This is a genomic window from Fibrobacter sp. UWB5, assembly GCF_002210295.1.
Classification (GTDB): domain Bacteria; phylum Fibrobacterota; class Fibrobacteria; order Fibrobacterales; family Fibrobacteraceae; genus Fibrobacter.
In genome coordinates this window covers 142,176-161,559 of record NZ_MWQH01000001.1, presented here as the reverse complement: position 1 = coordinate 161,559, position 19,384 = coordinate 142,176, and the positions used below count along the sequence as shown (strand labels likewise).

At 52.1% G+C, this 19,384-nt stretch carries 16 protein-coding genes; 5 read left to right on the top strand and 11 right to left on the bottom strand.

All coding sequences use genetic code 11. The features are described from left to right. Window positions 1-90 precede the first annotated feature (90 nt). Genes B7989_RS00790 through B7989_RS00775 form a run of 4 tightly spaced genes read right to left on the bottom strand, consistent with a single transcriptional unit; the run spans window position 91 to window position 5,484 of the window. Window positions 91-3,078: a spermidine synthase gene (locus tag B7989_RS00790; RefSeq protein WP_088626751.1), complete on the bottom strand. Its 2,988-nt coding sequence runs from the start codon at window positions 3,076-3,078 to the stop codon at window positions 91-93. Window positions 3,079-3,125: 47 nt separating this feature from the next. Then, window positions 3,126-3,530 (bottom strand): P-II family nitrogen regulator, encoded by a 405-nt coding sequence (locus B7989_RS00785; RefSeq protein WP_175549828.1) that lies wholly within the window; start codon window positions 3,528-3,530, stop codon window positions 3,126-3,128. Next, on the bottom strand, window positions 3,527-3,943 hold the full coding sequence (locus B7989_RS00780) for a hypothetical protein (RefSeq protein ID WP_088626750.1): 417 nt from the start codon (window positions 3,941-3,943) through the stop codon (window positions 3,527-3,529). Before B7989_RS00780 ends, B7989_RS00785 begins: the two co-directional genes overlap by 4 nt. A gap of 8 nt (window positions 3,944-3,951) precedes the next feature. Further along, window positions 3,952-5,484, bottom strand: a complete 1,533-nt coding sequence (locus B7989_RS00775; protein WP_088626749.1) for a DUF1538 domain-containing protein — start codon at window positions 5,482-5,484, stop codon at window positions 3,952-3,954. Window positions 5,485-5,584: 100 nt separating this feature from the next. On the opposite strand from B7989_RS00775, the gene B7989_RS00770 reads away from it, so the two are divergent. The 3 genes from B7989_RS00770 to B7989_RS00760 are packed head-to-tail and all read left to right on the top strand — an operon-like array spanning window position 5,585 to window position 7,185. Continuing rightward, window positions 5,585-6,121 (top strand): RNA polymerase sigma factor, encoded by a 537-nt coding sequence (locus B7989_RS00770; protein ID WP_088626748.1) that lies wholly within the window; start codon window positions 5,585-5,587, stop codon window positions 6,119-6,121. Next, window positions 6,114-6,473 carry a hypothetical protein gene (locus tag B7989_RS00765; RefSeq protein ID WP_088626747.1) on the top strand — a complete coding sequence of 120 codons (360 nt, stop codon included), beginning with the start codon at window positions 6,114-6,116 and terminating at the stop codon, window positions 6,471-6,473. The genes B7989_RS00770 and B7989_RS00765 overlap by 8 nt, the downstream gene beginning before the upstream one ends. Before the next feature lie 4 nt (window positions 6,474-6,477). After that, window positions 6,478-7,185 (top strand): Spy/CpxP family protein refolding chaperone, encoded by a 708-nt coding sequence (locus B7989_RS00760; RefSeq protein ID WP_144264926.1) that lies wholly within the window; start codon window positions 6,478-6,480, stop codon window positions 7,183-7,185. 71 nt (window positions 7,186-7,256) lie between these two features. On the opposite strand, the gene B7989_RS00755 is transcribed toward B7989_RS00760, so the two are convergent. Then, window positions 7,257-8,366: a GTP pyrophosphokinase family protein gene (locus B7989_RS00755; RefSeq protein WP_088626746.1), complete on the bottom strand. Its 1,110-nt coding sequence runs from the start codon at window positions 8,364-8,366 to the stop codon at window positions 7,257-7,259. A gap of 8 nt (window positions 8,367-8,374) precedes the next feature. Next, window positions 8,375-8,938, bottom strand: a complete 564-nt coding sequence (locus tag B7989_RS00750; protein WP_088626745.1) for an HD domain-containing protein — start codon at window positions 8,936-8,938, stop codon at window positions 8,375-8,377. A 75-nt stretch (window positions 8,939-9,013) separates the two neighbouring features. On the opposite strand from B7989_RS00750, the gene pgi reads away from it, so the two are divergent. After that, a complete protein-coding gene (gene pgi / locus B7989_RS00745) occupies window positions 9,014-10,678 on the top strand; it encodes a glucose-6-phosphate isomerase (RefSeq protein WP_088626744.1) in 1,665 nt (554 codons plus the stop codon). A gap of 112 nt (window positions 10,679-10,790) precedes the next feature. Here pgi and B7989_RS00740 read toward each other — a convergent pair whose 3' ends face one another. From B7989_RS00740 to B7989_RS00725, 4 genes are all read right to left on the bottom strand, one after another. After that, window positions 10,791-11,786: a bile acid:sodium symporter family protein gene (locus tag B7989_RS00740; protein ID WP_088626743.1), complete on the bottom strand. Its 996-nt coding sequence runs from the start codon at window positions 11,784-11,786 to the stop codon at window positions 10,791-10,793. Window positions 11,787-11,919: 133 nt separating this feature from the next. Then, window positions 11,920-13,347: a fibrobacter succinogenes major paralogous domain-containing protein gene (locus B7989_RS00735; protein ID WP_088626742.1), complete on the bottom strand. Its 1,428-nt coding sequence runs from the start codon at window positions 13,345-13,347 to the stop codon at window positions 11,920-11,922. Between the two features lie 148 nt (window positions 13,348-13,495). Continuing rightward, window positions 13,496-16,183: a leucine--tRNA ligase gene (leuS, locus tag B7989_RS00730; protein ID WP_088626741.1), complete on the bottom strand. Its 2,688-nt coding sequence runs from the start codon at window positions 16,181-16,183 to the stop codon at window positions 13,496-13,498. Window positions 16,184-16,719: 536 nt separating this feature from the next. Further along, on the bottom strand, window positions 16,720-17,997 hold the full coding sequence (locus tag B7989_RS00725; RefSeq protein ID WP_088626740.1) for an O-acetylhomoserine aminocarboxypropyltransferase/cysteine synthase family protein: 1,278 nt from the start codon (window positions 17,995-17,997) through the stop codon (window positions 16,720-16,722). 214 nt (window positions 17,998-18,211) lie between these two features. On the opposite strand from B7989_RS00725, the gene B7989_RS00720 reads away from it, so the two are divergent. Then, complete coding sequence (locus tag B7989_RS00720; RefSeq protein WP_088626739.1) at window positions 18,212-19,123, top strand: DMT family transporter; 912 nt, start codon at window positions 18,212-18,214, stop codon at window positions 19,121-19,123. 8 nt (window positions 19,124-19,131) lie between these two features. Here the strand turns inward: B7989_RS00720 and B7989_RS00715 are convergent, their stop codons facing one another. Continuing rightward, on the bottom strand, window positions 19,132-19,371 hold the full coding sequence (locus B7989_RS00715; protein ID WP_088626738.1) for a DUF1653 domain-containing protein: 240 nt from the start codon (window positions 19,369-19,371) through the stop codon (window positions 19,132-19,134). Window positions 19,372-19,384: the final 13 nt, after the last annotated feature.

The window sequence follows — 19,384 nt, the reverse complement described above, 5'->3', positions numbered from 1 at the left end:
AGTATTCTTACCACAAAGATAAAACAACAAATGAAACCCGGCAAGGTCCGGGTTTCATTCTGTTTACATTAATTTAGACTTATCCAGTAGCTACTGGAGCTTTCTTCTGAGTTGCTGGATTTCGCGCTCAATCAGGCGCTTTTCGACGGCGAAGAAGTCTTCGTTCTTCTGGATGACATTCTTGTAGATTGCATCGGCAAGTTCCGGTTCGCCTGCAAGGAGCGAAAGCACGATGCAGTTACGCAGGAATATGTCGCCCATGTCGTTCATCTCGTAGCGGTCAAAGAAGTTCGCAATCAAAAGGGCAGCCTGCTTGTAAACACCCTGACGGGCAGCCTCGAGAATTCCGAATTCGTCGGCGAAGGCCCGCGGGAAAGCATTCATGGAAACAAGATCCATCGCCTTCATGTAAACCTCGTCAGAATCGCGGCATTCAATCGGAACCTTGCGAATCCATTCCACAAAGTTTTCGCGGAACTTCTGATAACCTATAGACGCTTCAAGTTCGACTAGGCGCGGATTTTCAGACACGACGCTATCTAAGATAACGCTGTCGCCCTGGGCAATCGTATCGACCTTGACAAGCACGCGAGAGAACGAATCCTTGGCCGCTGCCGCTTCAAGTTCTTGCATGTAAGAAAGCAAGGCAGTCTTCTTGAATTCATCCTTCGGCTCGGCAAGCATCGCCTTCACGCGAGCGGGGCGACGGAGCTTGTAGTCTTCGGGATCCAAGTACTGCTGCCAGCAGACTTCGCAGCTGTCAAAAACATCCACGATGTGCGCTTCGGAGTGAACGAAGCGGGCTTCTTCAGCCTTGTTGTCGACCATCGGAATAAACAGGCTATTCGGCTTCACGCCTTCAAGCAGAGATTTAAGCATCTTATTCGTGAACAGGAAATTCCTTTCGCCAAAGAATTCCGGATCGCGGTGAATGCGTTTGAATTCGGCCACAAGTGCGGTATCGGTGGAGAAACGCCCAATGCCCTTCTGGAATACCGGCTGGTCGCTCGCAATCATGATGATGTCAGGTTCATCGGTCGACTTGTACAAGCTTACGTACGGGAATACTGTATCGAGCGCCTTCAAGATATTCAGGAACATCAAGTCGTTGAATTCATAAGTCTGAATCCACTGCACCCAGAGAGCACCCGGTTTCATGTAGCGGCGCATCTTGGCATAGAATTCATGTGCAAAGAGTCCAGCCACACCGCTCACCCACGGGTTAGAGGGCACGCTGATAATCATGTCGTACTGACGACGGTTCGTATGGAAGAACGTGGTCGCATCATCAATAAAGATGTGAATGCGCGGGTCATCGTAGCCGCGGTAATTCCACGGATAGAATCCCCTCGCCAAATCCATCATGGCCTGCTCAATTTCTACGCAGTCAAAGTCCTTGAGCAACGGGTCTGCAAGCAAGTAATGCGCTCCCATGCCGCTACCGAAGCCAACCATGGCGGCATCATACGGTTCCGTCTTCACGGCCATCGGCATGAAGGCGGTGGCGGCCTGTGTCAGTTCATCGCTCGAAATCGGAGATTCGCGGTCCTTGCTCATACTCGCGTCGGCCTTACCGTTCGTCTTCACGTAGTAATGCACCGGCGATTCGTGGAAGCTGATCGTTGCGGTCTTTCCGTCAATCACCTGAATCTTTTCGTTAGGGTGCATGTTCTTGTAACTGCGGAACACGCCCGAGGTAATGAGCGACGGATCGAATTTTACAAAGACTGCCGGCATGATCATCACGCACACCATGATGTAGAACATCACGCTGTAGCGGAAGCGCTTGCGGTAAATCACCAGCAGCAAGAAACCAATTGCAAAGTCAAGCAATGCTGCCGTCACAAGAGCGCCCTTGAGCTGCAAAAGCGGCAACAGCACAAGGCCACCGCCTGCAGAACCGATGATAGAGCCCAGCGTATTCCAGCCGTAGACCTTGCCAATCGGGGCTTCGCTCTTGAAGGCGCGAGTCAGAATCAAGGTGATCAGCGGGAGCGTCATGCCGGCAAAGAAACTCGTGGGAATCATCCACAGCATCGAAAGCGCATACTTGAACAGGCTCCAGCAAACGTAACCGTCAGAGGTCGGATTGAAAATCTGGTTCGCCTCGTTCATCATGCCCCAGAAGGGCTGATGGAAGTACAGCGTGCAAAGCGCGAAGAAGGCCATGAAAATCTGCGCCATCGAAAGCACAATCAAGCTGTCTTTCTTAAGCAGCTTGCCGCTCACTGCAGAGCCCAGCGCAAGGCCCAAGATAAAGGCCGAAAGCATCTGGTCAAAGCTATGGCTCGAAGAGCCCAGCAACAGCGACAGCAAACGGATCCAGACAATTTCATAGACAAACGAAGTAAGGCCCGTAATCGCCGCAATCCAGAACCAAGTGTTCTTTGGCGGCATGGCAAGCTTGTGTTCGGCCACGTAGTCTTCGTCATGAACTTCGGGCGCATCGTCATCTTTAGGCGGCACCGGCGAAGTCGCAATACCGATAAAGCTGAACACGGCAGCCAGCAAGAAGTTGATAGAGGCCGCCACGCACAAGGTAGCATGGTTACCGATTTCAGGAATCAACAGGTAGCTTGTCGCCAGAATACCGATGGCCGAGCCCAAGCTGTTGGTAAAGTAAAGCATCGGGAGCGAAACTTCGGCGCCACTCTTGCGCATAAGTCCCGCAGCAATAAAGGGGAACGTCATGCCCACCGCAATCGCAATCGGGAGCGTAGAGCCCGTCGCAAGCGCAACCTTCGCGATTTCTGCACCGCGCGGCGTAAGCGAAGCGGTCCATGCAGAATCGTAGAATATTCCGGTAAGCCAAATGTACAGCGGGTGGTATGCAACACCGCCAATACCGATAGCCAGTTCCACCAAGCCGTATCCCAAGAGCGGTCGCTTGGTTTTCTCGACCATCCTGCCCGCAATAAAGCTGCCTATGGCAAGGCCGCCCATGTAAATGCAGAGCGTGAGCACCTGGCCGTAGCTAGAATGCCCCAAGAAGAGTTTAAGGTAACGAGCCCACGAGCCTTCGTAAATCAGGCCCGCAAACCCGGACAGGGCAAACAGGAAATAGACTAGGATATTCATACCCTAATAATAAAAAAAGTTATTAAGTTGTAAAAAACGACTCGGAACTACTGCTGTTTTTCAGCGTTTTCGACGGCGACTTCAGCTTTTTCAGCCGCTTTTTCGGCAGCAACCTCGGCAGCCTTGATTTCCGCCTTCCACGGGGTAAGGCCAACCACGTTGTCCACCGGGAGCGAAAATGCAATTCCCTGACCCATGGTGTCAAGTCCCGCCTTCTGGTAAAGGGCATGCAAAACGGCATCCTTGATCTTGGCGTCCACCAGAATCATGACGATTTCTTTTTCGGGCTGAATCGCGATATGGAAAAACGACTCGGCTTCCTTGTTCGCCGTACCGCGGGCATTCAGAATCGTACCGCCGCGGGCACCGGCATCCTTCGCCGCTTCCATCACGGTTTCAGAGAATCCGGTATTCACAATACAAAAGATGACTTCGTGATTGAATCCGCTCATTTTTCGTTTCTCCGTACCGCATCGCGGTTGTCGCTTAAAAAGTTAAAGATGGACTTGCCGATAATGCTTGCCATCGGAATCGTGTAGGCAATACCCTTGCCGCCCACAATCGTATTGAACTTTTCGGCAAGGCTATCGAGGGCTGCACGCAAATTGTTTTCGCCAATAATGCTAATAATCACGGCGCGGTCCGAATCGGCTAGGCCCATGGCTGTCGCAATTTCACGCGGGGCAGTTCCCTGCCCGAACAGAACCATCTGCATGTTCACGCCAAAAGACTGAATGTGGTCCATGTAAAAGTCCGCCTTGGCACGGCTCACCACCGTAATCAAGATCTTGAGGCGGTTCATGGAAACCTTGGCACGCGTGCTCCCGCGCAACACCCTGTTCCTTATTTTCTTTTCTACATCCATGGCGCCCCCTACATAAAGTCGATAATCTGTTCGTCGTCGGCATCCTGGATGCGACGCATCATCATGCGGTTACGGAGCGCCGTCGAAACGGTAGCCCTGAAACCGAGCACCTGTATAGTAATCAAGGGCGTCATCGCGACCATCGCGACAATACCGAAAGCATAATTCAAAATGGAATCGCCACCATCACGCAGGCCTGCGCAAGCACCAATGGCAAGCGGCAGAATAAAGCTAGAGGTCAACGGACCGCTCGCCACGCCACCGGAGTCAAAGGCAATGGCGGTATAAAGCTTAGGCACAAAGAACGAAAGTCCGAGCGAAATAAAGTAACCCGGAATCAGGTAATAAATAATCGGGAATCCGACAATAATTCGAATCATCGAAAGACCAATCGAAATTCCCACGCCCACCGAAAGTGCAATCAGCATCGAGCGCTTGGTCACCAGGCCACCCGTTACTTCTTCGACCTGCTTGTTCAACACGTGCACCGCCGGTTCTGCAAGCACCACCACCAGGCCAAGCACAAAGCCAGCGACCACAAGCGCACGCGGCATGGCGCCCAGCTGCTTGCCCAGTTCAAATCCGATCGGCATGAACCCGACCGCAACTGCCGTCAAAAACACCACCAGTCCCACAAACGTGTACACAATGCCAAATGCCATCGGAATCAACTTGGACCAAGAAAGGCGAAGCACCGTAATCTGGAGCAGCATAAAGAATACCACAATCAAGCCTAGCGCCACAAGCACTTCTTTTGCAACGCCCAAAATGACCGGCAAAAAGTTCATACCGAGACTTGCATCAATCGAATAGGCCGATTCCGAAAGCTGGTACGTCAAATCACCCTTCGAAAAGATCACGAGTCCCATGAGCGCAATAATCGGGCCCACCGAGCAAAGCGCAATCAGGCCGAAGCTGTTTTCATTCGCATTTTTACCGCCAATGGCTCCCGCCACACCCACACCGAGGGCCATGATAAAGGGAACCGTAATCGGGCCCGTAGTCACGCCCCCCGAATCAAAAGCCAGCGGAACAAAGACATCTTTTCCGAAGGTAACCATGACCATGCCAAGCATGAACAACACGAGGTAGAAAAAGATGATGATTGTCGAAAGGTCTTTCTTGAACACGATCTTGATAATCGAAAGCGCCAGGAAACAACCCACGCCAACACCAATTGTCGCGATCAAGAGAGTAGGCTCCACCGCCGCACGCACCTGCTCGGCAAGCACCGACAAATCGGGCTCCGCGACCGTAATGAGCACGCCCATCACAAAGCACACCGAAACAAGCAACTGCAAACGCCTGGATTTGGTAAGACCCGAACCCACATGTTCGCCCATCGGGGTCATGGCTAGGTCGGCACCCAGGTTAAAAAGCCCGATGCCCCCAATCAAGAAAACCGCACAAATCGAAAAAACGGCAAGTTGCTTAAAGGACAATGTCACCAACGGTGTGAACGACACCGCAAGTACAATCAGCGTCACCGGTAAAACCGAGCCAAACGCCTCTTTCAACTTGTCCAGCAAAATCTTAAACATTTGCGGGAAATATAGAAAAACGCAAGAAAACGCACATTTTTATAATTATTTTTCGTAAAAGATGCAACCGATGCAACTTTTAGGGCATCTAAAGGGTACAATGGACGAAAAAGTGATTCTTCAACACCTTAAGGGCGGTAGCCGCGAAGCGTTAAGCCTGCTTTGGCAGGCGCACAGCGCGAACGTGCTGAACTTGGCATTCCGTATGCTCAAGGACCGCGACGAGGCCGAAGACGTTCTGATGGACATTTTTGTGCAGATTCCGAAGAAAATCCAGGGTTTTCAGGGGCAATCGGCACTGGCAACGTGGCTTTACAGGCTCACCGTCAATGAATGTCTTATGAAACTTCGGGCGCAAAAGCGCCACCGCGAACTCGAAGAAGAACACTTAGACACCATCGTGGAAGAGGCTCTCGGCAAAAACGAGGACTTCGACACGAGCGGTTTCAATCCGGAACTTTTGGAAAAGGCCCTAAACACGCTCAACGCCGAAACGCGAAGCATGCTCTGGCTTAAAGACGCCGAAGACTTGGACGTGAAAGACCTGGCGGAAATCTACAGGATGCCCGAAGGAACCATCAAGGCACGCCTCAGTCGCGCAAGGAAATTGTTAAAAAAGGAGCTTAACCATGTCTAATAAAATTGACTTCTCGAAAATGGAGCGGCTCACTCCTCGGGCTGACTCGTGGGACAAAGTCTGCGCCCGCCTTGACGCCGAAAACGCGAAGAGCAAGATTATCCCTATCAAGAGCTGGTACAGCGCGATTCCGCTGGCCGCAAGCTTTGTGCTTGTGAGCCTGACCGCGATTTTGCCTTCTTTTACCAGCGATATCGAACAGGAAAATTCTGTTTCGACCGAATACGTTTCGATCAGCAATTCTGCACCGTCCGAAGTCCTGAGCTGGTACGAAAGCCTCGGGAATTCCGCCAGCGACGAATTCGAAACTTTGGAAGAAACTGTCGGCTTTAATTATTTAATCAAGGAGTAACTCTATGAACGGAAACAAACTCTTCGCGGCAAGTATCGCAATCCTTGCCCTCGCCCTGGGATTTTTCCTGGGAACACTTAAAGGCGGCTGTTGCTGTAACGGCATGGGCATGTCCTGCTGCAAAAAAGGCGCCCCTTGCGAACACAGCTCGATGAACGCCCCCTGCGACTGCACCAAGGGTCTCCCCTGTTCTTGCGAAAAGAACGGTCAACCTTGCCATTGCCCGAACTGCGCCAAGCATGGCCACAAGGGTCCGCATGGCGACTTTGACAAGGATCCCGGTCCGAAATTCAAAGGCCCGAACTTTGAAGTAATCGATTCCTTGCTGCAGGTGACGCCGGAACAGAAGGCCGCCATCGAAGCCAGCCGCGTGAAGGGCGATTCCATTTTCAAGGAACTCCGCAAGCAAAAGCACGAAGCCGAAAAGGCCCTGGGCGCCGCCCTGGAAAGCAAAGATGAAGCAAACATCGAAGCCGCCAAGGCAAAGGTTCTTGAAGCAGACAAGGCTCTGCTTGAACACCGCATTAACGGAATGGCTGCTCTCGGCAAGATCTTGACCGCCGAACAGCTTGAAAAGTTCAACGCCTTCCACAAGGAACAGATGAAGAAGTTCCGCGAGCATAAGAAAGGCCCGAAAGGCCCCGGCCCGCACGGCGAACACCACCATGACGGCCCGCATGGCAACCCGCCTCCTCCGCCTCCGGCTAACTAAAATTTGACTCCCTCAAAAAACAAAAGATCCCCGGCAACAATGCTGGGGATTTTTCGTTTACTATTTACTAATCATTTCTTCATGAACGACAGGTTCTGCGCCACACGGAAAATGCCCTCGGCACGGTGCTTGTTGCTGGCAGACACCCCGTTGAGTGTTTCCAGGAAGCGGGTCAGTTCCAGTACGCCACCGCCTTGTTTAAGCACATGGACCGCGCAAAGCGAAATGACGCCGAGCGAAGAGTTGATGATATCGAGGTCCGTATTTGCCAACTGGAATACTGCCAACTGGTAAGCATCTTCCGTATCTCTCTTAATGAGCCGATCGATATCTCCCAATGTCTTAAATCCAAAGGAAGCGAACACGCTCAGGAATCGCGTTAGCGAAGTCTCGTGAATTTCGGCCTGATTAATGGATGCGATACGCCTGTTCAACATATCGAACGGACGCAATTCCAAGTAATTCCCAAACGAGTCGCCATTGAGTTCGACTTCGTCAAAGCTGCCCGAGCTCACCAAAGACTGCACCTGACGACGATAGTCGTTGATTCCCGTACGAATCACGCAAAATTGTTCATCAACCAGTTCCAACATGCCTGCCAAGCGATTCAAGTTGCGCAGGTATTCCTTGGGAACCTCGAAGCCCGACTTGTAACCCGTATCGTGATCAAGCACCGACCACACATGCTGTAGGGCCGTGCGCATTTGCACTTCGAAACGCACTTCGTTCATTTGCGGATATTCGGGATCAAAGTATTTTTCTTTGGGCAGGCGGCAAATGTAATGCAGCGAGTTGTAGCCAAAGCTATGGATTTCATGCATCTTACGTTTATCGATGCTGTTTTCCCAGTCAATTTCGAAAAGGCGGCCCACAAGGGCGGCAACTTTATCGACCTCGTCGCTGTAGAAAGTAATGATGCGAACGCCCAGAATGTCCGTCAAATCTGAAAGAGAATTATACTTGCCCGACTTGCGCTCGAGTTTGCCCGCAAGGCTATCTTCGGCCTTGACGCGGCCTTCGATGGCGTTGATGTAGATTTTATTTTCTTCGATGCTTTCGCGAAGAATGCGCTTGACCACCCGCAAAAGCTTTTCAAAAAAAACATGCTGTTCGCGGTATTCTTCCAGAATCAAGGTTTCTTTCGGAGGAAGCCCGTAATTCTTTTTTTCTTGCTGATCCATTGCTTGGCCTACTTTCCGAATACCTTGTCGATGGTTTCGGCGAATTCATCGTAAGCGAAAGTTCCCTTGAGGCTAGCGAGGGCACGGGCAAGCCCGCGGAAATGCCATTCGTGCGAAGCCTTGTCCTTGACACAGAACAAGTCCCACACCTTGTCGCCAATCGCTTGGTAATCGCGGTAGATGGCGCGCATGTTACTTAATTTATCCGCAAGAGCAACCATCTTGACTTCGTTCGTCGCCGTCGACAGGCGTTCAATGGCTTCTTCTTTACGAAGGCGCCAGCTTTCTTGGCGGCTCTTACCTTCAAATTCAATGTCGGATTCCGCCTCGACAAGTTCCGCAATGCGCTTGCCGAATTCCCGTTCCACATCCTTGAGCGTGACCGCCGTATCTTCTACGGTATCATGCAATGCAGCGGCGGCCAGAAGCTCCTGGTCGTTTGTCATGGTAGCGGCAATCGAGACGGCTTCCATCGGGTGGACGATATACGGGAAACCCTTCCCCTTGCGTTCTGCCCCCTGGTGCGCCTTGACCGCAAAAACAATCGCTTTGTCGAGAATTGATGTATCCATGTCACTAAATGTATATAAAAATTTTTCTATTTTTACCCTCGCAACAAATAACCGCGCAGCGGAAAGGATTAATCTATGTCGAAACTGACTGATTCTCAGGAATGGAAGGCCCTTGAGGCCCACGCCGAAGTCGCAAAGACCTGGCACATGAAGGAACTCTTCGCAAAGGACCCGGCTCGTGCCGAAAAGTTCAGCGCCGAAGCCTGCGGCCTCTTCCTGGACTACTCCAAGAACATCATCACTGACGAAACCATGGCTAAGCTCCAGGACCTCCTGAAGTCCGCCGGTTTCGAAGACATGCGCAAGAAGTACTTTGCCGGCGAAAAGATTAACACCACCGAAAAGCGCGCCGTGCTCCACACCGCTCTCCGCTACAAGGGTAACGATCCGATTTGCGTCGATGGCAAGGACGTGATGCCCGAAGTTCGCGCCGTGCTCAAGCACATGGAAGAATTCACCAAGCTCGTGCGTACCGGCAAGTGGAAGGGCCACACCGGCAAGGCCATCAAGTATGTGGTGAACATCGGTATCGGCGGTTCCGACCTCGGTCCGGTGATGGTGACCGAAGCCCTCAAGCCGTATGCTGAAAAGCCGGCTGCTGGCGAATACTCTCCGGAAGTCTACTTCGTTTCCAACATCGACGGCACCCACATGGCCGAAACCCTCAAGAAGGTGAACATCGAAGAAACGCTCTTCATCGTTGCTTCCAAGACCTTCACCACTCTTGAAACCATGACCAACGCCGAAACTGCCAAGGCTGCAGTCCTCAAGGCTTTCAATGGCGACGAAAAGTCCATCGCCAAGCACTTCGTGGCTCTGTCCACCAACACCGAAGCCGTGTCTGCCTTCGGTATCGACACCGCCAACATGTTCGAATTCTGGAACTGGGTGGGTGGCCGTTACTCCCTGTGGTCTGCCATCGGTCTTTCCATTGCTCTCCGCATCGGTTTCGACAACTACATGAAGCTCCACCAGGGCGCCTACGAAATGGATCAGCATTTCAAGACTGCACCGGTCGATAAGAACCTCCCGGTGATCCTCGCCCTCATCGGCGTGTGGTATAACAACTTCTTTGGCGCTTCCAGCTACGCCATGCTCCCGTACGACCAGTACCTGCACCGCCTCGCTGCCTACTTCCAGCAGGCCGACATGGAATCCAACGGCAAGACTGTTGACCGCGATTCCAAGCGCGTGAACTACCAGACTGGTCCGATCCTTTGGGGCGAACCGGGTACGAACGGCCAGCATGCCTTCTACCAGCTGATTCACCAGGGCACTAAGATGATTCCTTGCGACTTCATCGCCCCGGCCAACAGCCACAACAAGGTCGGCGACCATCACCAGAAGCTCCTCTCTAACTTCTTTGCACAGCCCGAAGCCTTGATGAACGGCAAGACCCTCGCCCAGGCTCAGGAAGAACTCCGCAAGGACGGCAAGAGCGAAGAAGAAATCGCATTCCTCGCCCCGCACAAGGTGTTCGAAGGCAACAAGCCGACCAACTCCATCATGATGGACTACGTTTCTCCGGAAACGCTCGGCGCCCTCATCGCCATGTACGAACACAAGATCTTCACGCAGGGCGTGATTTGGAACATCAACAGCTACGACCAGTGGGGTGTTGAACTCGGCAAGCAGCTCGCGAAGAAGATCCTTCCGGAACTTGCCAAGGCCGACGCCGAACTGAACCACGACAGCTCCACCAACGGTCTTATCCGCTGGTTCAAGGCTCACCAGAAGTAATCTGAAGGGCGGGCCAACCGCTTCCCAAAATTAAAAGGCCGCGACTTAAAGGTCGCGGCTTTTTTCATATTCACTTTGTCCGAGAAAATGATTTTTTCGGATAAATGTTGTTTTACTGAGCCTTTTTCTTGTCGCGCCAAGCAAAAATATTGGCCAGCACCGTTCCGCTGATGGAATGGTAGGCACAACTCAAGGCGCAGGGCACCATGCAAAGAACCGCGGCAGGGTTCTTCGCCACGTTTTCGGGATCCGCAAAGAAAGCCATGGCAAGCACCGTCGCCATGCCGGCATTCTGCACGCCGACTTCGATAGCGATGGTACGCTTCTTGGCGGTATTGAACTTGAAGAGTTTACCCACGCTGTAGCCAAGCACATAGCCCAGCGCATTGTGGCAGAACACCACCGCAAGCACCAAGAAAATCAGGCCGAGGCCATTTGCGAACAATTGCGGGCGCACCGTCACGACTACACCACCCACAATCATCATCAGGCCAATCACGCTCACGGCAGGCATGTTCGACTGGATTTCTTTAAATACGGCGCGCTTGCCCAAGAAGTAGTTGCAAAGGAATCCGATGGTAATCGGCGCAATCGTCACATAAAGAATATTCAGGAACATTCCCTTCGCATTCACGTCAATGCTCGTGTCAGCCAGCCACAGCACAAGCAGCGGCGTCATGATAGGCGCAAGAAGCGTGCTCACCATGGTCATGCTCACCGAATAGGTCACGTCACCGCGGGCCAAGAAACTCATGACGTTACTCGAGACACCGCCCGGGCAGCATCCTACCAGAATGATACCCACAGCCAGATACGGATCCAGCCCGAACACCTTCGAAAGCCCGAAAGCGACAAACGGCATGATCGTGTACTGAGCAACCGCACCGAGCAAAATATGGAGCGGCTGTTTTAGCAGATTGCGGATATCATCTGTCGAAATGGTAAGGCCCATACTCAACATGATGACGCCGAGAATGATGGAGGATACATTCCCGTGAACCCAGCCGAAAGCGACCGGAACGAAGAATGCGACTATTGCGCTTGCGATGACAAAGGGGGAAGCGTAATTCGAAAGCAGACGGCAAAACGCCTTGATTACCTTAAACATGCTTTAAATATAAAAAGACCGCAGCGTTTTTGCTACGGTCTGAATTTCTATGGATCCTATCGCGTCCTCACGGACGCTCCAGGAAGACTCTTTGATGCAAAGGCCCTTCGGCAGGCTCAGGGACCTTTCGCGTTTATTCAGAATCTTTCACGCAACGGACTGATGACCCGAGATCTTTGAAGAAGTAATCCAAATCAGCCACATCAGAATAATTCCACAACGATACACCGTATGCGCCGACGTCATCGCCTTCTGTAGAACTCCAAAAAAGAGTTCCCACGCCATCATCACTAAATGACAATCCATAAAAAGGCGCAGAAGAAGCCTTCCCTGCCGGTAAAGCTGAGAAGCCGAAATCGTCAACGCCGTTGCCGTTTTTATCCCAGCCGGTGATGGACTTGAGACGTTTACCCGCCGACACAGCGCCCCCAAGGGTATCAATCAATGCGCTCCACTCCTCTTTTGTCGGCAAATGCCAACCGTCAAGGCAAACGCCCTGCACGGCGGCCTCCCAATAGTAGAGCCGTCCGGCCACATTACAGTTGGCAGTATCATTGTCAATGCACCAACTTCCGCCTTTCAAGCCGGGGGTTGCCACGCTGTCGGCGTAATTCAGATTTTCGGCCATCCAGACTTGGCCACCGATTTTTACCGTCTTGTAAACCCTGCCATCGCGAGAGTCTTTAACGCTGTCATATGCAACATCCGGATTCAGACGGACATCCTTCGGCACATCCCAGCTCCAATCCTTCAAGTTCGGCTCCTTGTCCTTAAGGCAACGGACTGAAAAAGCGAGTCTCTTTTTTTCAGTACCCCAATTAGCCGTTGGATCGCCGTCAATCAAGCCCATCTTATAAGCCGTTTCTTGACGGTCCTCTTCAGCCATCCAGAAGTAAGCACTGTTCTTGCCGGCATATCCCCCCACAATATTGCGATAGCCTGCAGGAAGTGCAGAAAAGCCATAATCGTCCGTACCGTTCGACCCATCATCCCACCCGGTCCGCGACTTGATTATAGCCGTCACAAGTGGATATGTACCCACTGTATAAACAAAGTCGTCCATTTCTTCATGCGACGGCAGATGCCAACCGCTAGGGCATACCCCCTGCACGTTTCTTCTGGGCAGGCCACACAAACTGCTGCCGCATTCCTTTTCTGATTTACCGACCGCCGCCGCCCAAGTGTAGAGGCGACCGTACGTTTCGCAGTACTCCGTCGAATCGTTATAGCAGAAACTACTTTCCGTTTCGTAATTCAGGTTTTCCGCCATCCAGATCTGGTCGCCGATTTTCACAATCCTATAAGTTTGGCCATCGCGTTCGTCTATCAATACCGTATCTGGCAAGGCCTCGGCACTGCTACTCGATTCAACCACATCGTTGCTACTGCTTGATTTAACCACATCGTTGCTACTGCTTGATTTAACCGTCTTGCTGCTGGACACCGGCGCAACGCTTGACGAAGAATCACTTGCTTCAGGCTTGTCAACGGAACACACGTTATCTCCACTACAGGCCGCAAAAAGAATCGCAAGACCAAACGAAACTATAAATCTTTTCATACATACTCCCCTTTGCTCCGCATGGAGCCAACCTTCATTAACGAAGATTTCTAGAATAAATATACATATCGTTTTTTCAGGAGAATCCAGAAATATCAACAAAAAATCCCCGACTAAGTCGGGGATGACACTAAGGGTGGGGCCGGGTTTACTTAACCACAATATTCACGAGCTTGCCCGGGACCACGATGGACTTCACGACGGTCTTGCCGTTCATGAACTCTTTCATTCTATCGTTTTCCATGGCGAGCTTTTCGAGGGCGGCCTTGTCCATGTCCTTGGCGACAGATGCCTTGGCGCGGACCTTGCCGTTCACCTGGAACACGACTTCCACGGTGTTTTCCACAGCCTTGGAGTGGTCGGCTTCGGGCCAGGCGACGTTCGTGAGCGATTCGTTGTGACCGAGGATGCTCCACATTTCTTCGGCGATATGCGGGGCAAACGGGTGCAAGAGCTTGACGAACGTTTCGCACGGTTCGCGGTAGCGCTTGTCCATCTTCATCATTTCGTTGTTGAAGATCATCAGCTGGCTAATTGCGGTGTTGAAGCTCATGTTTTCGATATCGCTTGTCACCTTGATAACGGTCTGGTGCATCACCTTTTCGATTGCTTCCGGAGCGGTTTCGTCAACGTAAACCGGAGCGGCATCGTCGTCGCCCACCACGGAGCGCCAAGCGCGGCCGAGGAAGCGGTTCATGCCTTCGATGCCCTTGGTCTGCCACGGCTTCACAGCATCGAGCGGGCCCATGAACATTTCGTACAAGCGAAGGCTATCGGCACCGTAGTCGCGAACAACGTCATCGGGGTTCACGACGTTCTTCAAAGACTTACTCATCTTCGCCACGATCTGCTTGAGCTCGATGTCGGTTCCCTTCTTGAAGAACTTGCCGTTCTTTTCTTCGACTTCGTCGGTCGGGACCTTGGAGCCAGCGGCATCTTCGTAAGCGAAAGCGAGAATCATACCCTGGTTGAAGAGCTTCTGGAACGGTTCGTCGGTAGAGACGAGGCCGAGGTCGAAGAGCACCTTGTGCCAGAAGCGGCTGTAGAGCAAGTGGAGCACGGCGTGTTCGGCACCGCCCACATAGAGGTCCACGGGCATCCAGTACTTTTCAAGTTCCTTTGCAACAAATGCGTCGCCGTTGCAGGCGTCGATGTAGCGCAGGTAATACCAGCAGGAACCAGCCCACTGCGGCATGGTATTCGTCTCGCGGATACCCTTACGGCCGTTCTTGTCGGTCACCTGGAGCCATTCGGTGGCGTTGGCGAGCGGGGACTGTCCGCCGTCACCCGGCTTGTAGTCCTTGAGTTCCGGCAACAGCACCGGCAGTTCAGAATCATCGACGGTAGAGATTTCGCCGTCTTCCCAGTGGATAATCGGGAACGGTTCGCCCCAGTAGCGCTGGCGGCTGAAGAGCCAGTCGCGGAGCTTGTAGTTCACGGTGGCCTTACCAATCTTGTTGGCTTCGAGCCATTCGATGACCTTCGCGATGCCCTGCTTCTTGTTGAGTCCGTTCAGGCAAAGCGTGTCGTTCTGGCTGTTGATGTAGGTGCCGTCGGCAGCCCAGCAGGCTTCCCCTGCGAGGACCTTCGGGCGAACGTCTTCGGGGCAGCTTGCATCGGGTTCCATGATGCAGATGACGGGCAGGTTAAACTTCTTCGCGAAATCGAAGTCGCGGGTATCGTGAGCGGGCACGGCCATGATGGCGCCGGTGCCGTAGCCGGTCAGAACGTAGTCGGCAACCCACACCGGAATCTTGGCGCCGGTGAGCGGGTTCACGGCATAAGAGCCAGTAAACACGCCGGTCTTTTCCTTGGCAAGTTCGGTACGGTCGAGGTCGCTCTTCAAGGCGGCGGCGTGCACGTATTCTTCCACGGCGGCCTTCTGTTCGGCGGTCGTGAGTTCCGGGACCATCGCGTGTTCCGGGGCCACAACCATGTAGGTGGCACCGAACAGCGTATCGCAACGGGTGGTATAGACGCGGAGCTTCTTTTCGGTCGGCTTGCCGTTAGCGTCGGCAATCGGGAAGTCCACTTCGGCGCCGTAGCTCTTGCCAATCCAGTTCTTCTGCATGTCCTTCACGCCCTGCGGCCAGTCGAGCTTGTCGAGGCCCTTCAGCAGGCGGTCGCCATACAGCGGAATACGCATGAGCCACTGCTTGAGGTTACGGCGTTCCACTTCCTTGGTGCCGCACTTTTCGTGAGAGCCGTCGTTCAAGACTTCTTCGTTCGCACAAACAATCTTGCAGTGCTTGCACCACCACACCTGTGCGTCGGCGTAGTAAGCGAGGCGCTTGGAATCCTTGTACTTGCGGACTTCGGCAGCACCCTTGGCTTCGACGTCGGCAGGAATCGGGAGTTCTTCGATGGGGCGGCCTTTCTGCTGGTCTTCATCGAACCAGGTGCCGTAAAGGCGCTTGAAAATCCACTGCGTCCACTTGTAATACTTCGGGTCGGTGGTGTTGACTTCCTTGTTCCAGTCGTAGCTTAAGCCAAGGCGCTTGATCTGGCGGCGGAAATTGTCGCAGTTCTTCTTGGTGGTAATGGCCGGGTGCGTACCGGTCTGAATGGCGTACTGTTCCGCGGGGAGGCCGAAAGCATCCCAACCCATGGGGTGGAGCACATTGAAACCGCGGCTGCGCTTGTAGCGGCAGATGATATCGGTAGCGGTGTAACCTTCGGGGTGGCCCACATGGAGGCCTGCGCCACTCGGGTACGGGAACATGTCCAGGCAGTAATACTTGGGCTTGGACTTATCGGTGCCCGTCTTGAAAGTCTGATGTTCTTCCCAGTAGGCTTGCCACTTGGTTTCGATCTCTTGCGGATTGTACTTAGCCATAGTTCTATCCTTTTAATTTTTTCGGGGGTAAAGATAGAAAAAAGGCGAGAGCCGCGGCAAAAGTGCGCAAGGCGACAAAGCGCAAAAACAAGTTTTTGCATTTTTTGACAGCGGGTTTAAGCATGTAATGAATATCGCCAACTCGCTTTAATAAAGTCCATATTTTAAAATCATTTTTTTTCTCGAACTCTTACACAAAATCACACAAAATTGTAAAAAAGGAAGCCCCGCCACTTGCGCAGCAGGACTTCCCGAGGTGTTTGATGGACTCCTAACCCTCAAAACAATATTATTGTAAACAAAGTTACAATAAAGGGTATTTATTGACAAGGGGTGCAACTGAATTTATTTTATACAAAAAACTTACACTCCATTTAGCTTTTTTTGTCCACAATTTTTACACAAATTAAAACACTTCTTGTGTTTATTTTTGCACATTTCTTTCGGAACTCGCTCAAAAACGTTATTTTATAAGAAACCCGAGCAAATAAAAAAATCCCTGGCATAGCCAGGGAAATTTCTACTCAGAATATCGATTACACTTTGTCGAGTGCCTGAGTCAAGTCGGCAATAATGTCTTCGACATTTTCGATACCGACGCTGAAACGGATCAAATCAGGTGCAACACCAGCTTCAATCAACTGTTCGTCGCTAAGCTGACGGTGAGTGTGGCTTGCCGGATGCAGCACGCAGCTACGAGCGTCAGCCACGTGAGTCACGATGCAAATCATCTTGAGGCTATCCATGAACTGGATGGACTTTTCACGGCCACCCTTGATGCCGAAGGTGAGAACACCGCACGGGAGACCACCCTTGAACTGCTTCTGGGCGAGTTCGTAGTACTTGTCGCCTTCGAGACCGGCGTAGTTGACCCAAGCCACCTTCGGGTGATTCTTGAGGAACCTGGCGCAAGCGAGAGCGTTTTCGCAGTGACGCGGCATGCGGAGGTGAAGCGTTTCAAGACCCACGTTCAGGAGGAACGCATTCTGCGGAGACTGGATGGAACCAAAGTCGCGCATGAGCTGTGCAGTAGCCTTCGTGATGTAGGCACCCTTGCCGAAAGCCTTCGTGTAGGCGAGACCGTGATAGCTCGGATCCGGTTCGGTGAGGCCCTTGAAACGGTCGTGGTTTGCTTCCCAGTCGAAGTTGCCGCTATCCACAATGCAGCCACCCACGGCCATCGCGTGACCGTCCATGTACTTGGTCGTGGAGTGAGTCACGATGTCCACGCCGAATTCAATCGGGCGGCAGAGAATCGGGGTCGGGAAGGTGTTGTCGACAATCATCGGAACGCCGTGCTTGTGGGCGATGTCGGCGAAGCGCTTGAGGTCAAGCACCTTGCCAGCCGGGTTAGCAACGGTTTCGCCGAAAACGCACTTGGTGTTCGGGCGGAAAGCCTTTTCGATTTCTTCGTCGGAGGCATCCTGGTCAACGAACGTGCATTCGATGCCGAGCTTCTTCATCGTCACGGAGAAGAGGTTGCTCGTACCGCCGTAAATGGCACTGGTGCTGATGAAGTGGTCGCCAGATTCGCAAATATTGAAAACGGCATAGAAGTTAGCAGCCTGACCGGAGCTCGTAAGCATGGCAGCGACACCGCCTTCGAGAGCGGCAATCTTGTTCGCGACAGCGTCGTTAGTCGGGTTCTGCAGACGGGTGTAGAAATAGCCCGAAGCCTTCAGGTCGAACAAGTCGGCCATATCGTTGGTAGTTTCGTACTTGAAAGTGGTGCTCTGGTAGATGGGGAGCACGCGCGGTTCGCCGTTTTTCGGCTGCCAGCCGCCCTGAATGCACAAAGTTTCGATTTTAGACATTTTAGCCTCTTGTTAAAAACTCGTTTAATTATAGCCAGCAGCCCATTTTGCGCCGACTTACATATTTTTTATATAGGTAAATATAGAAAATCGCTATTGCTTGTCAATGCGTTTATGCAAATACCCGCATATATAATTCCGATATCTACCTATAGTTTTTTACTATAACTAGAATTTCACTAAAAAACACCATAAAAAGCTACTTTTGTGTTCAATGATACCCTCTCGCAACAGTCTCGCCTTTTGGCATTTGCTCGCCATTATTACCATCACCTTTTGGGGCACGAGCTTCGTAAGCACGAAGGTGCTCTTGAATCATGGTTTTTCGGCAGTGCAAATCTTCTCGTTGCGTTTTGCGATTACCTACTTGATTCTTTTGGCGGCAAGCCACAAGCAATTCCGCAGCCAAAACTGGAAGCATGAACTGATTCTGTTCATCAGTGGCATTACCGGATGTACACTTTACTTTTGGACCGAAAATACGGCGCTTTCGTTTTCGCCGTCGAGCAACGTGGCGCTCATTATTTGCGCGAACCCGTTACTCATTCTGATTCTCGGAAGCATTTTCTATAAAAGCGAACGTCTCGGCAAGCGACAAGTTCTAGGCTGTCTTGTCACATTCGTCGGCATGGTGCTAGTGGTTCTGAACGGCAAGTTCGTCTTGAAGCTTTCGCCCGTGGGTGATCTGCTCGCCTGCAGCGCCGGAGTCATGTGGGCAATCTATTCGCTAGTCGTGAAGCAGTTGAACGGCAAATACAATTCACTGTTCATTACGCGCAAGATGTTTTTCTACGGCACCCTAATGTCTATTCCCGCCCTGTTTATCGAAGCGCGAGGCGATGTGTCGAAAGTGCTTGATATTCCGTGGCAGAACTTTATGGAACCCGTCGTCGCTTTTAACTTTTTGTGCCTTACAGTATGCTGCTCCCTGTTCGGATACCTTATCTGGAACAATGTGCTGAAACAGCTCGGCACAGTTCTTGCGAGCAACTACGGCTATGTAGCACCCTTGATTACCATGATTACGGCAGCAATTGCTCTTGGCGAACGCATTACGCCCATTGCCATCGTGGGCGCAGTGGCTATTGTCGCAGGCATGATTCTAGCCGAATTCAAGCGAAAATAATTCTGTACTCAGATTTCAGTAAAACGGTCTACGATAGTACCGTCGGCATGCGTCACCTTGCTTTCAAAATCTTCGCGGTCGCGCACCCATAAGGTTCCCTTCGGGTGGTCGGGCGTTTCGTATTCGCTGCGATAAACCACGAGCGGCTTGACCGATTCACAGTCGAGAGCGTCGGCGGTGACGACGGTGTAAATCATCGTTTCTTTTTTGTAGTGACGATACTTGTGACCGGCAATTGCTTTCGACATAGATAGTTTCGTT

What these genes read in the sequence shown, in the direction of transcription:
- B7989_RS00735 (WP_088626742.1), bottom strand. Translation starts at nt 13,347, where the DNA reads ATGAAAAGATTTATAGTTTCGTTTGGTCTTGCGATTCTTTTTGCGGCC.
- B7989_RS00755 (WP_088626746.1), bottom strand. Translation starts at nt 8,366, where the DNA reads ATGGATCAGCAAGAAAAAAAGAATTACGGGCTTCCTCCGAAAGAAACC.
- leuS (WP_088626741.1), bottom strand. Translation starts at nt 16,183, where the DNA reads ATGGCTAAGTACAATCCGCAAGAGATCGAAACCAAGTGGCAAGCCTAC.
- B7989_RS00770 (WP_088626748.1), top strand. Translation starts at nt 5,585, where the DNA reads ATGGACGAAAAAGTGATTCTTCAACACCTTAAGGGCGGTAGCCGCGAA.
- B7989_RS00765 (WP_088626747.1), top strand. Translation starts at nt 6,114, where the DNA reads ATGTCTAATAAAATTGACTTCTCGAAAATGGAGCGGCTCACTCCTCGG.
- B7989_RS00750 (WP_088626745.1), bottom strand. Translation starts at nt 8,938, where the DNA reads ATGGATACATCAATTCTCGACAAAGCGATTGTTTTTGCGGTCAAGGCG.
- B7989_RS00775 (WP_088626749.1), bottom strand. Translation starts at nt 5,484, where the DNA reads ATGTTTAAGATTTTGCTGGACAAGTTGAAAGAGGCGTTTGGCTCGGTT.
- B7989_RS00715 (WP_088626738.1), bottom strand. Translation starts at nt 19,371, where the DNA reads ATGTCGAAAGCAATTGCCGGTCACAAGTATCGTCACTACAAAAAAGAA.
- B7989_RS00740 (WP_088626743.1), bottom strand. Translation starts at nt 11,786, where the DNA reads ATGTTTAAGGTAATCAAGGCGTTTTGCCGTCTGCTTTCGAATTACGCT.
- B7989_RS00720 (WP_088626739.1), top strand. Translation starts at nt 18,212, where the DNA reads ATGATACCCTCTCGCAACAGTCTCGCCTTTTGGCATTTGCTCGCCATT.
- B7989_RS00785 (WP_175549828.1), bottom strand. Translation starts at nt 3,530, where the DNA reads ATGAGCGGATTCAATCACGAAGTCATCTTTTGTATTGTGAATACCGGA.
- pgi (WP_088626744.1), top strand. Translation starts at nt 9,014, where the DNA reads ATGTCGAAACTGACTGATTCTCAGGAATGGAAGGCCCTTGAGGCCCAC.
- B7989_RS00760 (WP_144264926.1), top strand. Translation starts at nt 6,478, where the DNA reads ATGAACGGAAACAAACTCTTCGCGGCAAGTATCGCAATCCTTGCCCTC.
- B7989_RS00725 (WP_088626740.1), bottom strand. Translation starts at nt 17,997, where the DNA reads ATGTCTAAAATCGAAACTTTGTGCATTCAGGGCGGCTGGCAGCCGAAA.
- B7989_RS00780 (WP_088626750.1), bottom strand. Translation starts at nt 3,943, where the DNA reads ATGGATGTAGAAAAGAAAATAAGGAACAGGGTGTTGCGCGGGAGCACG.
- B7989_RS00790 (WP_088626751.1), bottom strand. Translation starts at nt 3,078, where the DNA reads ATGAATATCCTAGTCTATTTCCTGTTTGCCCTGTCCGGGTTTGCGGGC.